An 11851-nucleotide genomic window follows, 5' to 3' on the forward strand; every position below is an offset into this window, starting at 1 on the left:
CGTAGAACGTCGCCGACCGGCGGGCGGCGCCCGCACACCCGCACACCTACTACCATGCAGGACATGCAGACCCGCCTGTTGGCGATCCTCGCCGCCCTTTTCGCCGTTGTCGCCCTCGTCGCGGGGTGCTCCGGCTCCTCCGACGACTCCGCCACAGACCTGCCCGACGCCGCGACCCTGCTGCAGGAGTCCAGCGAGACGACCGCCAGTGAGACCAGCGCGCACCTGAAGTTGGCCGTGCAGGGCCAGATCGCCGAGCTGCCCGTCGAGTCCCTCGAGGGAGACCTGACCCAGCGGCCCGCGGTGGCGGCCAAAGGCACCGCCGACATCGTCTTCCTGGGCCAGCGGCTCGAAGGTGTGCAGTTCGTCGTCGCCGACGGCGACCTCTACGCCGCGATCACCGCAGGTGGCAGCCTGTCGAACTTCGGCCCCGCCTCCGACATCTACGACGTCGCGGCAATCCTGAGCCCCGAGGCCGGCCTGGCCAACGTGCTGTCCAATTTCTCCGACGCCAAGTCCGACGGCCGCGAGACCGTCGAAGGCGTCACCACCGTCCGCATCACCGGCATGGTCAGCGCCGACGCGGTCAACAAGATCGCCCCGCAGATCGCCGCCACCGGCCCGGTCCCCGGCACCGCCTGGGTCGCCGAGGACGGTGACCACCAGCTGATGCAGGCGCGCCTGGAGCCCAGCCCGGGCAACAGCGTGACGATGACGCTGTCGGACTGGGGTGAACCGGTGACCGTCGACAAACCGGCTGTCTGATGCACCGCTCCCCGGTGACGGAGACGGGTGCGCCGCGACCGACGACCCCCTCCACCCCGACCAACCGCCGCATCGCGATCAGTGCGGGCAGCCTCGCGGTGGTGCTCGGCGCGCTCGACACCTACGTCGTCGTGACGATCATGACCGACATCATGTCCGACGTCGGGATCGGCATCAATCAGATCCAGCGGGTCACCCCCATCATCACGGGCTACCTGCTCGGCTACATCGCGGCGATGCCGCTGCTGGGCCGGGCCTCGGACCGGTTCGGCCGCAAGATGCTCATCCAGGTCAGCCTGGCGGGGTTCGCGTTGGGCTCGGTGATCACCGCGATGTCCACCGACCTGACGGTGCTGGTGCTCGGCCGCATCATCCAGGGCACGGCCAGCGGCGCGCTGCTGCCGGTGACGTTGGCGCTCGCGGCCGATCTGTGGGCCGCGCGCAACCGCGCCGCCGTGCTCGGCGGCGTCGGCGCGGCCCAGGAACTCGGCAGCGTGCTGGGCCCGGTCTACGGCATCACCCTGGTGTGGCTGTTCGGGCACTGGCAGTCGGTGTTCTGGGTCAACGTGCCGCTCGCGGCCCTGGCGATGGTGATGATCCACTTCAGCCTGCCGGCGCGCGCCGAGACCGACGATCCGCAGAAGGTCGACGTGGTGGGCGGGCTGCTGCTGGCGGTGGCGCTGGGCCTGGCGGTGGTCGGGCTGTACAACCCGGCCCCGGACGGCAGGCAGGTGCTGCCCAGCTGGGGCCCGCCGGTGCTGATCGCCGCGGCGGTGGCGATGGTGGCGTTCTTCGTCTGGGAGAAGTTCGCCCGCACCCGGCTGCTCGATCCGGCCGGCGTGCACTTCCGCCCGTTCCTGGCTGCCCTGGGTGCCTCGCTGGCCGCCGGCGCCGCGTTGATGGTGACGCTGGTCAACGTCGAATTGTTCGGTCAGGGCGTGCTGGGTCAGGACCAGAACCAGGCGGCGTTCCTGTTGTTGCGTTTCCTGATCGCCCTGCCCATCGGCGCCCTGTTGGGCGGCTGGCTGGCCACCAGGATCGGTGACCGCATCGTCGCGTTCGTCGGACTGCTGATCGCCGCCGGCGGCTACGTGCTGATCTCCCGGTGGCCGGTCGACCTGCTCGCCGCCCGCCACGACCTGGGCTTTGTCAGCCTGCCCGTGCTCGACACCGACCTGGCGATCGCCGGATTGGGCCTGGGCCTGGTGATCGGGCCGCTGACGTCAGCGACGCTGCGCGTGGTGCCCACCGCCCAGCATGGCATCGCCTCGGCAGCAGTGGTGGTGGCGCGCATGATCGGCATGCTGATCGGCATCGCGGCGCTGTCGGCGTGGGGTCTGTACCGCTTCAACCAGCACCTGGCGAGCATTCCCGCCGACCCGAACGCCAACACGCTGGCGCAGCGCCTGGCCGCCGAGGCGGCACGCGTCCGCGAGGCGTACGTCATGCAGTATTCGGAGATCTTCACGATCACCGCGGTGGTCTGTGTCGTGGGCGCGGTGCTGGGATTGTTGATCGCCGCCCGGCGCGAACATGCCGAGGAACCCGGCGAATCAGGCGCCGATCAGCAGCGTTCGAGCCCTCGGCCCATCAGCTGAGGCTCGTCGCGTTCGGTGAGTTCGGTGGGTTTCTCGCTGGTCAGATCCCGCCAGACACCCCAGATTGCGGCTTTCAGATGTCGGGGATCGACCGGATTGTGGTGGATCCAGCCCTGCAGAGCAGTCATGCTCGATGTCCTTTTCTCGTGCTTTCTCAGCGCAACTCGTCTCTGAAAGCGCGATATTCCCGCCGGCAAGCAGCCGACTGCATCGAGTTTACCGATTCGGCGGTGCCTGACCCCCGGTCGCCGCGCCCGCGGCGACTGTGACACCGCCCACCGTCACGCCGGTACCAGGCTGAGCAACACATCAGGCCCGACGGCCTGCACTCCGTCGAACTGCCAGCGTTGAGCCTGAGCGATGCTGAGCACGCCGACGTCGTCCACCGCGGTGATCGGACCGCCCAGCAGGATCGGCGCCACGTAAGCCAGGATGCGGTCGATCACACCGGCCCGCAGGAAGGCGCCGGCCAGGGTGGGGCCGCCCTCGACCAGCACGTCGGTACGGTCCGACAGCGCCCTGAGCACCTCGTGCGGATCCCGGGTGCGGATCACCATGGTTCGCGAGTCGTCGTTGAGAACCCTTGCATCCGGCGATATCTCGCGCTCACCCACCACCACACGCAACGGCTGGCTCTCGGCCAGCGCACCGTCGGGGCGGCGAGCGGTCAGGACCGGGTCGTCGACGAACACCGTTCCGGTGCCGACGATGATCGCCTCGGCGGCCGCCCGCCGGCGATGGACGTCCGCGCGGGCGGCCTCACTGGTGATCCACTGGCTGGTGCCGTCGGCGGCGGCGCTGCGGCCGTCCACGCTGGTCGCGAATTTCCACGTCACGTGGGGGGATCCGGTCCGGAGCTTGTGCAGCCACTCGCGCAGCGGCCCACCGGCGACGGCGCCGGCCAGCACCCCGGCCTGCACCTCGACCCCGGCATCGGCCAGTCGGGCGGCTCCCCCGGCAGCGAGCGGATTCGGATCGCTGACGGCGAAGACCACCGCAGCGACGCCGGCGGCCAACAATGCGTCCACGCAGGGCGGCGTGCGACCGGTGTGGTTGCACGGTTCCAGGGTGACCACCGCGGTGCCTCCGGCCGCGCGGCTGCCGGCTCGTCGCAACGCGAGGACCTCGGCGTGCGGCCCGCCCGCCGGTGAGGTGGCGCCGACGCCGGCGATCTGGCCGTCGCGATCCAGGATGACCGCTCCCACCGGGGGATTCGGGTAGGTGCGGCCCTTGACCTGCTCAGCCTGCTCGATGGCCGCCTGCATGGCGGCGTCGAGGTTCATACCGACAGATGCGTGGCCGCCGCGCCGGCCTGCGCGCGCAATGCCCGCACCGCGGCGGCGGGATCGTCGGCGCTGTAGACGGCTGATCCGGCGACGAAGCAGTCGACCCCGGCAGTGGCCGCCTGTTCGATGGTGTCGGCGTTGATGCCGCCGTCGATCTCGATCAGGATGCTCAACTCGCCCGCGTCGACCAGCCGCCGCGCCGTCCCGACCTTGGGCAGCACCTCGGCGATGAACTTCTGGCCCCCGAAGCCGGGTTCGACCGACATCACCAGCAGCGTGTCGAACTCGGGCAGGATCTCCAGGTACGGCTCGATCGGGGTGCCCGGCTTGACCGCCAGACCGGCTTTGCCCCCGGCGGCGCGGATGTCGCGAGCCACGCCGACCGGGTTGTCGGTGGCCTCGGCATGGAACGTGACGTTGTAGGCGCCGGCTTCGGCGTAGGGCGGCGCCCACCGCTGCGGGTCCTCGATCATCAGGTGGCAGTCCATCGGGATGTCGGTGACCTTGAGCAGCGACTCCACCACGGGCAGGCCCAGCGTGAGGTTCGGCACGAAATGGTTGTCCATCACATCGACGTGCAGCCAGTCCGCTCCCGCGACAGCGGCGGTTTCGTCGGCCAGCCGGGCGAAGTCGGCGGCCAGGATCGACGGGGCGATCATCGGTGCAGCCATGCGCTCACCCTATCGGTCGCCGCCGACCCGCAATGCGGCGGCGAACATCGCGTCGGTGCCGTGGCGGTGCGGCCACAACTGCGCCGACGGCCCATCGCCGATGTCGGTGGCCGGGGCGAGCAGTGCCGTGGTGTCCAGTGCGGTCACCGGATAGCGGCGCAGTGCGTCGGCGACGACGCCGGCCGTTTCGGCCAGATGCGGCGAGCACGTCGCGTACAGCACGACCCCGCCGGGGCGGGTGAGCCGGATCGCCGAGGCCAGCAGTTCGCGTTGCAGCTTCGCCAGCGCGGGCACGTCGCCGGGCTTGCGCCGCCAGCGGGCTTCGGGCCGTCGGCGCAGCGCGCCCAGCCCGGTGCACGGCGCGTCGACGAGGACCCGGTCGTAGCTGGGCGGCAGGCCCGGCTCGCGCCCGTCCACACGGTGGACGGTCACGGGCAGCCCGGCGGTGTTCTGCTCGACCAGATCGGCGCGGGCGGGGGCGGGTTCGACCGCGTCGACGAAGGCTCCGGCGGGTTCGCCGAGGGCCGCCAGCAGCGCCGTCTTCCCTCCGGGGCCGGCGCACAGATCGAGCCAGCGGCCGGTGTCGTCACCGTCGAGCGTGGCCAGTGTGAGCGCACGGGCGATCAGTTGGCTGCCCTCGTCCTGAACGAGCGCCGAGCCGTCGCGGAGAGCCGGCAGCGCCCCGGGGTCGCCCTCGCCGAGATACACCGCATACGGGGAGTAGCGACCGACGGTGCCACCGGCCGTCTCGGCCAGCTCGGCGGCCGAGAGGCGCCCTGGCCGCGCCACCAGATGCACCTCCGGACGGGCGTCGTCACTGGCCAGCAGCGCCTCGAGTTCTCCGGCGCGGGCGCCCAGCGCATCGGTGAACGCCTGGCCGATCCACCGTGGGTGGGCGTACCTGAACGCCAGGTGCCCCACCGGGTCGGTGGCTGCCGGTGGAGCCAGCTCGGCGACCCAGGAACCCTCGTCGCGCCGGGCGATGGCCCGTAGCACGCCGTTGACGAAACCGGCTCGTGCCGAATCGAATTCGATCCCGGCCTGCTCCACGGTCGTCGAGACCGCGGCATGGTCCTCCACCCGGGTGCGCAGCAGCTGGTACGCCCCCAGCCGCAGCAGGTCCAACAGCACCGGGTCGATGCGGTCCACGGGCCGGCCAGCCGCGGCGGCGATGACGGCGTCGAGCAGCCCGCGGGCCCGGCAGGTGCCGTAGGCCAGCTCGGTGGCGAATGCGGCGTCGCGCCCGGTGATTCCGCGCTCCCGCAGGATCGCCGGGAGCGCCAGATTGGCGTACGCGTCGCGGGTGGACACCGCACGCAGCACGTCGAAGGCCGCGCGGCGGGCCGGGTCCAGCGGGGTGCGCCGGGGTCGGCGTCCGGGGCCGCTCATCGGGCCCAGCCGTGTTCGTCGAGCCGGGCGCCACGCGCCCAGTCCGCGGCGGCCATCGCCTTCTTGCCCGGGGGCTGCACGCTGCCCAGCTGCACCGGCACCGATCCGGTACCGACCAGCACGTGGCGCTTGCCCACCTGCATGCGCCCGGGCTCCAGCTCGCAGGCCTGGTCGGGCACGGTCACCGGACCCACCTTGACCCGCAGCTCACCGATCATCGTCCAGGCACCGGGGTTGGGCGTGACCGCACGGATGCGCCGGTCCACGACGTGCGCGGGCAGGTCCCAGCGGATCCGGGCGTCGTCGACGGTGACTTTGGGGGCGACGCTGACGCCTTCGGCGGGTTGCGGCACCGCGGTCAGCTTGTGTTCGGCGATGCCGTCCATCGTCGCCTCGAGCAACTCCGCACCCGCGACCGAGAGTCGCTCGAGCAACGCGCCGGCGGTGTCGGTGGGTCGAATGGTCTCGGTGACCACGCCGTACACCGGGCCGGAATCCAGACTGCGCTCGATCTGGAATGTCGTCGCTCCGGTCACGGTGTCCCCGGCCGCCAGGGCCGCCTGCACGGGAGCCGCACCACGCCAGGCGGGCAGCAGCGAGAAGTGCAGGTTGACCCAGCCGTGCGCGGGGACCGCCAGCAGTTCCTCCCCGAGCAGCGCCCCGTAGGCCACCACGGCGCAGCAGTCGGGGTCCAGCTCGGCGAGTTCGGCGACGAACTCCTCGGAGTTGGGGCGGGCCGGCCGGAGGATCGGGATGCCGTGCTCGGCGGCCACCTGCGCGACCGGGGACGGGGCCGCCCGCCCGCGCCGGCCGGCGACCGCATCAGGGCGGGTCAGCACGGCGACGACGTCGTGACGGGGTGATTCGATCAGCCGCCGCAGGGAGGGCAGGGCCGGTTCCGGCGTGCCGGCGAAGACGAGACGCACCGCGCCAGTCTAGGGAGGCTCATCTCGGTGTCTGGTAGTACTCCTTCTCGGCGACCCCCGTCAGCGGTGCGACCAGCAGCCACGGGATGGTGGTGACGAGCCGGTTCAGGCCGGCCACGGAGTCGTTGTAGTACTGCCGGGCGAACGCCAGTTTGTCCTCGGTGTCGGCGAGGTTGCGCTGCAGGTCCAAGAAGTTGGCCGACGAGGCGAGTTGCGGATAGTCGCGGCCGAGCGCGAGCACCGGCGCCAGCGCGCGGTCGAGTTGCTTTTCGGCCGCGCTGCGCTGGGTGACGGACTTCCCGCTGGTGGCCGCGGTCAGGGCCGCGTTGGCGTCGGTGACGTGGTCGAGCACCGCCTTTTCGTGGGTGGCGAAGGTCGCGACGGTGTGCACCAGGCTCGGGATCAGTGCGGCGCGTCGCGTCAGCTCCACGTCGATGCCCGACAGCGCCTCGGCCACCCGCACGTCGGCGGACCGGATCTTGTTGTAGCCCACGACGAATCCGATCAGCACCGCCACCGCCACCACCAGGATGACGACAAGCAGGAAGGTCACCACGACCCGCCACCTCCTCCTCCACCACCGCCGCCGCCCCCACCGCCGCTGGACCCTCCGCCGCCCGAGGACGACGACTTCGCCTGCGAGGCGGTGTAGGCGCCGATCGACGACGACAACGCCGATTCGAAGCTGTCGAAGTCCGCGCCGCCACCGGAGCCGAACCAGCCCGATGACGTCGTCGTCGAAGTGCTGTACCAATCGGGTTGCGGTGCAACGGTACCGGTGACTTCTTGATATTTCTTGGCCCACATCGCGGCGGCGCCGGCGGCCACCGCGAACGGAACGTAGGCGGTGTAGAGATCCTTGCGGGCGGCGAAGTCGAACCGGCTCTCGGCCGAGTCGGTGGCCAGCACCCGGTGGAATCCGCCGATGCGCGACCACAGTTCACGTCCGGCCGCGGTGCGCCTGGTTCCCACCCCGGGCCGCCAGGAAGCCGCCGAGAAGACGAAGAACGCCGCGAACGGCAGGGCCCAGAGCGTGAAGGGCGGCCCCCAGTTGAAGAACGCGCAGATCATCAATACGAAGGCAGCGCCGTTGGCGGCGCGCAGCCACAGCTCCTTCTTGCGCTGCACCATGAGTCCGGAGGTCAGCGCCCACTTCTGCACGGTCTCGGTCATCTCGGCCTTGGCCTTCTGGAGCCGCTCCCCTGACTTGACCGTCTTCTTGGCCTCGAATTCCGCGCCCGCGGAGTCGACTTTCAGTTTCCTTCCGACCGCCGCGCTGACCGGGTCCACGTCTCTCCACTGCCCCCGCTGGGCCACTCCCCGGATTCGCCAGTGTTTGTCGCTGACCTGCTGCAGGGTGATCAGACCGCGTTCGGCCAGATGGAACAGCGTGGCGGTCAGGCCGTTCTTGGGCACCGACTCGGTGCGGAGGTATTCGACCTGTACCGGTCCCAGGCCCGGCGGCGGCGCGTACTGCAACGGGAAGCCGGGGTTCCGCTCGGTGACCGCGCGCAGCCACAGCAGCGCTCCGGCGGCCAACAGCACGGTCAGCGTCGCGACGCCGACCAGGCCGGCCACCGATTGGCCGAGCACCCGGTCCCAGGTGTAGGACCAGGGCAGTGTCGGCCGCGCCGGGGTCGGCAGATCGACGCCGGCGCGCACGGTCACGGGGGTGCGCGGTGGCAGGTTGGCCGCCGACAACTCGACGCGGTTGCCCACGATGGTCAGGTCGTCACAGATCACCCCGACGCCCGAGCCGACCGAACACTGCGCACCGGTGACCTCTGCGGGGAGCTCGACGGAGACGTCGACCGCGCGGATGTAGTTGTTCCACGACGGCGCGATGACGTTCCAGAAGAACACCGTGGGCGCCGCGGTGATGTCGCCGGTGGCCGCGGCGAACTGCTTCCCGGCGCCGGTGGTGCCGGGATCGAGCACGCCGGGGATGGTGTAGCGGATCTCGAAGACGTGGGCGCCGTAACTCAGCGTCCGGTCCGGATCACCGATCTTGGCCACCCGGAACCGGCGGCCGTCCTCCCACAGCATCTCGTACCGTGCCGGACGCCCGTCGAGCAGCACCGACGTGACCTCCGGCCGCTGGCGGATGTTCGGATCGTTGGGGTTGGCCACGTCCCAGTAGCGGAACAGACCGTGGCGCCCGCTCGGGAAATCCGCGGTGATGGTCTCCACCGCGGTCATCGTGCCGTCGTCGGCGACGACGATGTCGACGTCGTAATCGTCGAAGACGACCGGATCGTAGGGCGCCGCCGTGTCGGTGGCTCCGCCCTGGAACAGCCACGGCCACAGCACCCCCAGCGCGATCACCGCCAGCGTGATCAGCCACGAGATCAGACGCGCCATCGCCCTCTCCTGTCCGGATCCACCGTCAGACGAGAATCACCCTATGTGCAGCGGATCGATCTGCACACGAACCGGCTCGTGGTCGTGGCGTGCGCTGGCGGCCGCGCTGGCCCGTCGCAGCGCCGCGGCAAGGCCCAGTCCGAGTTCGCGCGGCACCCGGACCAGCATCCGGCCCACCGGGTGATCGGCGGCCACCCCGGCGGGCCGGCGGGCGCCGACGGGCAGGTCGACCGGTCCGAGAACCTCGGCTCCGTCGGGTAGTTCAGCGGCCTGCAGCAGCGCGTCCACCGCGTCGGTGGTGCCGTCGACGGCGGCCATGTGCACCGCCGGCGGCAGGCCGACTTCGGTACGCGCGTCCAGCTCCGCCTCGGCGTGACCGACCGGATCCCAGCGCACCAGCGCCTGCACCGTGGGGATGGCCGATTCCGCGACGACCGCGACGACCCCGCCGTCGTCGTGGCTGCGGACCAAGGCGGCCGCGGCCATCCAGCGCCGCAGCGTGTCCTCGGCCGCGCGCAGGTCCTGGCGTCCCAGAAGTGCCCAGGCGTCGAGGAGCAGCGCCGCGCCGTAGCCGCCTTCGGCCACCGGCTCCACCCCCGGGGTGGCGACGACGACGGCGGGCCGGGGCGGCACCGTGGCCACCACGCTGTCACCACCGGAGGTGATGACCGCCGCGCCGGGGAACGCCCGGCCCAGTTCTTCGGCGGTGCGCCGGGCGCCCACCACCACGGCCCGCACCGCGTCCGACCCGCACCGCGCGCACCGCAGGGCCAGCTCCTCGCGGCCGCACCAGCGGCATACGGCCCCGGGCGCGTCGCGGCCGGGCAGGGACAACGGCCCGGTGCAGTGCCGGCAGCGGGCGATGCTGCGGCACCGGCCACACGCCAATGCCGGCACATAACCGCGGCGCGGAACCTGCACCAGGACCGGGGCGTCGGCGCGCAGCGCGGCGCGGGCGGCGTCGAGGGCCATCGACGGGAGCCGGGCGGTGTGCGCGGCGGGGTCGCGTTCCTGGGCGAAGGCGCTGTCCTCGAGCGCGACCACCCGCGGGGCGTGCGCGCGTACGGCCCGGCGCGGCGCGGTCAGGTCATGCGCCCAGCCGCTGCGCACCAGCGCGTGGGCCTCGGCGGTGCGTGCGAAGCCGCCGATCACCGCCGCACAGCGCAGTTGGTGGGCCCGCAGCATCGCCACCTCACGGGAGTGCGGATACGGCGCGCGGGGTTCGGCCAGGGAGTCGTCACCGTCGTCCCAGACCAGCACCAGTCCGAGATCGGACACGGGCGCGAAGGCGGCGCTGCGCGTCCCGATCACCAGCCGCGCCTGACCGCGCAGCGCCCGCAGCCAGCGCCGGTACCGCTCGGCCGGACCCAGCCCGGCCGACAGGGCGACTACCCGGCTGTCCGGAAGCAGCACCGTCGCGGCCGCCTGCAGCTGATCGATGTCGCGCTGGTCGGGAACCACGGCCAGCACACCCCGGCCCGTCGCGACCGTCACGGCCGCGACCTCGGCCAGCCGCTGCGGCCACGACTCCCCCGGCAACGCCTGCCACACCGCCCGCGCCGCGCGGCCCCCCTGCAGGGCGGCGACGAACTGCGCGCCGCCCTGGTACGCCGCCCACGCGGCGGTGTCGACGGGCAGCGGATCGAGCGGTTCGAGCGGGGGTGCGGCCTGCTTCTCGACGGTGGCGTGTCGTGGTGGCACCGCCAGGCGCAGCACGTCGGCCCGGGTGCCCGCATAACGGGCTGCGACGGCGTCGGTGAGACGGCGGATGTCGTGGGTGAGAACCGGTTCGCCGGAGACCACCTTGTCCAGCCAGCCGAGCTTTCCGCCGTGGTCGGTGTCGGAGCGACGCTCGAGCAGGAAACCGTCGACGAGCCGGCCGTGGAACCGGACCCGGACCCGCACACCGGGTTGTGCGTCGTCGGATTGATCGGCCGAGACCAGGTAGTCGAACTCGCGGTCGAGGTGCGGCACCGACAGCATCGGCAGCACGCGCGCGATCGGCTCGTGCTCGGCCGGGTGCCGGGTGGTGCTCACCCCGCAGGTGTAGCAGAGGCCCCGGACGGCGACCCGAACGACCGGCCGAACAACAGCCCGGCGGTGAGCAGCAGCAGCGAGGCGGCGTAGAACCACCAGATGGGCACCGCCAGCCGCTCGTCGCCCAGCACGAATCGGGAGATCCCGATCATCGCGTCGGAGATCGCGAAGCTCACCGCGCCCAGTGCGGTCCACGGGGTGGGCAGGTCGGCGAGCAGCGCCGCGCAGACCATGGCACCGAGCACGGCGATGTAGAGCGTGACCGGCACCCCCATTCCCTCGGCGATCAGCCGCGGCCAGAACCAGACCAGCAGCGCCACGCAGGACGCCACGGTCAGGCCGGCGGCGGCCAGCCGAGGCGGCGTCGGCGCGGCCAGCGGCAGCAGGGCCGCCAGGAAGCACAGATGGGCGATCAGGAAGGCGGCCAGGCCGAGCACGAACGACGCCTCCCACCAGGGCATCGCCAGCAGGTAGTCCCCGGCCGCGGAGAACAGCAGGGCGCCGATCAGCCAGCGCCGTTCCCGCACGACGGGATGTGCCGTCGCGGCGGCGGCGAGCAACACCGCGGTCAGCGCTTTGACGGCCGGTTGCAGAGCGAACTGTCCCGTCAGCTCGGTCCCCGACGGCACGCGGGTCGCGACCACGATCAGGAAGACGCCGTAGCCGACCGCGACCACCGCCGCGCCGGACCACAGCGCCCGGGCCCGGGATCTGCCTGCAGGGACCGTCCGGTCGCCTCGTCTCCTCGCCTGCGTCATGGGCAGAACCTATAGAACACAGAACCGCGAGAACAACGCGCCCGCAGTGCCGATCGGTCA

The 11851-nt window shown here is 71.9% G+C and carries 11 protein-coding genes; 2 read left to right on the top strand and 9 right to left on the bottom strand.

Annotated elements, in window-relative coordinates; all coding sequences use genetic code 11:
* Positions 1–63: 63 nt before the first annotated feature.
* Together ACEWX3_RS16370 and ACEWX3_RS16375 are read left to right on the top strand one after the other, a co-directional pair.
* Complete coding sequence (locus tag ACEWX3_RS16370) at positions 64–765, top strand: LppX_LprAFG lipoprotein (protein WP_374157088.1); 702 nt, start codon at positions 64–66, stop codon at positions 763–765.
* Entirely contained in the window at positions 765–2363 is a 1599-nt protein-coding gene (locus tag ACEWX3_RS16375; RefSeq protein WP_207066591.1) for an MFS transporter, read from the top strand. Before ACEWX3_RS16370 ends, ACEWX3_RS16375 begins: the two co-directional genes overlap by 1 nt.
* On the opposite strand, the gene ACEWX3_RS16380 is transcribed toward ACEWX3_RS16375, so the two are convergent.
* The 9 genes from ACEWX3_RS16380 to ACEWX3_RS16420 all read right to left on the bottom strand — a co-directional run bounded on the left by ACEWX3_RS16380 (position 2330) and on the right by ACEWX3_RS16420 (position 11791).
* On the bottom strand, positions 2330–2491 hold the full coding sequence (locus tag ACEWX3_RS16380; RefSeq protein ID WP_170311204.1) for a hypothetical protein: 162 nt from the start codon (positions 2489–2491) through the stop codon (positions 2330–2332). The two genes, ACEWX3_RS16375 and ACEWX3_RS16380, sit on opposite strands and share 34 nt — an antisense overlap.
* Before the next feature lie 153 nt (positions 2492–2644).
* Positions 2645–3646 carry a bifunctional diaminohydroxyphosphoribosylaminopyrimidine deaminase/5-amino-6-(5-phosphoribosylamino)uracil reductase RibD gene (ribD, locus tag ACEWX3_RS16385; RefSeq protein ID WP_152517026.1) on the bottom strand — a complete coding sequence of 334 codons (1002 nt, stop codon included), beginning with the start codon at positions 3644–3646 and terminating at the stop codon, positions 2645–2647.
* Entirely contained in the window at positions 3643–4320 is a 678-nt protein-coding gene (gene rpe, locus ACEWX3_RS16390) for a ribulose-phosphate 3-epimerase (RefSeq protein ID WP_374157089.1), read from the bottom strand. The genes ribD and rpe overlap by 4 nt, the downstream gene beginning before the upstream one ends.
* Before the next feature lie 9 nt (positions 4321–4329).
* On the bottom strand, positions 4330–5709 hold the full coding sequence (locus tag ACEWX3_RS16395; RefSeq protein ID WP_374157090.1) for an RsmB/NOP family class I SAM-dependent RNA methyltransferase: 1380 nt from the start codon (positions 5707–5709) through the stop codon (positions 4330–4332).
* Positions 5706–6635 (bottom strand): methionyl-tRNA formyltransferase, encoded by a 930-nt coding sequence (gene fmt / locus ACEWX3_RS16400; protein WP_207066594.1) that lies wholly within the window; start codon positions 6633–6635, stop codon positions 5706–5708. Before fmt ends, ACEWX3_RS16395 begins: the two co-directional genes overlap by 4 nt.
* 19 nt (positions 6636–6654) lie before the next feature.
* Positions 6655–7191: a LemA family protein gene (locus ACEWX3_RS16405; protein WP_374157091.1), complete on the bottom strand. Its 537-nt coding sequence runs from the start codon at positions 7189–7191 to the stop codon at positions 6655–6657.
* A complete protein-coding gene (locus tag ACEWX3_RS16410) occupies positions 7185–8996 on the bottom strand; it encodes a DUF2207 domain-containing protein (RefSeq protein WP_374157092.1) in 1812 nt (603 codons plus the stop codon). The genes ACEWX3_RS16405 and ACEWX3_RS16410 overlap by 7 nt, the downstream gene beginning before the upstream one ends.
* A 36-nt stretch (positions 8997–9032) precedes the next feature.
* The gene (locus ACEWX3_RS16415; protein ID WP_207066615.1) at positions 9033–10979 is read right to left on the bottom strand and encodes a primosomal protein N'; all 1947 of its coding nucleotides are present in this window, start codon (positions 10977–10979) and stop codon (positions 9033–9035) included.
* A 50-nt stretch (positions 10980–11029) separates the two neighbouring features.
* Positions 11030–11791: a lysoplasmalogenase gene (locus ACEWX3_RS16420; protein WP_374157093.1), complete on the bottom strand. Its 762-nt coding sequence runs from the start codon at positions 11789–11791 to the stop codon at positions 11030–11032.
* Between the last annotated feature and the right edge of the window lie 60 nt (positions 11792–11851).

Origin of the sequence: Mycobacterium sp. G7A2, assembly GCF_041902445.1 — a bacterium.
Taxonomy (GTDB): Bacteria; Actinomycetota; Actinomycetes; order Mycobacteriales; family Mycobacteriaceae; genus Mycobacterium.

What these genes read in the sequence shown, in the direction of transcription:
- ACEWX3_RS16370 (WP_374157088.1), top strand. Translation starts at nt 64, where the DNA reads ATGCAGACCCGCCTGTTGGCGATCCTCGCCGCCCTTTTCGCCGTTGTC.
- ACEWX3_RS16375 (WP_207066591.1), top strand. Translation starts at nt 765, where the DNA reads ATGCACCGCTCCCCGGTGACGGAGACGGGTGCGCCGCGACCGACGACC.
- ACEWX3_RS16380 (WP_170311204.1), bottom strand. Translation starts at nt 2,491, where the DNA reads ATGACTGCTCTGCAGGGCTGGATCCACCACAATCCGGTCGATCCCCGA.
- ribD (WP_152517026.1), bottom strand. Translation starts at nt 3,646, where the DNA reads ATGAACCTCGACGCCGCCATGCAGGCGGCCATCGAGCAGGCTGAGCAG.
- rpe (WP_374157089.1), bottom strand. Translation starts at nt 4,320, where the DNA reads ATGGCTGCACCGATGATCGCCCCGTCGATCCTGGCCGCCGACTTCGCC.
- ACEWX3_RS16395 (WP_374157090.1), bottom strand. Translation starts at nt 5,709, where the DNA reads ATGAGCGGCCCCGGACGCCGACCCCGGCGCACCCCGCTGGACCCGGCC.
- ACEWX3_RS16410 (WP_374157092.1), bottom strand. Translation starts at nt 8,996, where the DNA reads ATGGCGCGTCTGATCTCGTGGCTGATCACGCTGGCGGTGATCGCGCTG.
- ACEWX3_RS16415 (WP_207066615.1), bottom strand. Translation starts at nt 10,979, where the DNA reads ATGCTGTCGGTGCCGCACCTCGACCGCGAGTTCGACTACCTGGTCTCG.
- ACEWX3_RS16420 (WP_374157093.1), bottom strand. Translation starts at nt 11,791, where the DNA reads ATGACGCAGGCGAGGAGACGAGGCGACCGGACGGTCCCTGCAGGCAGA.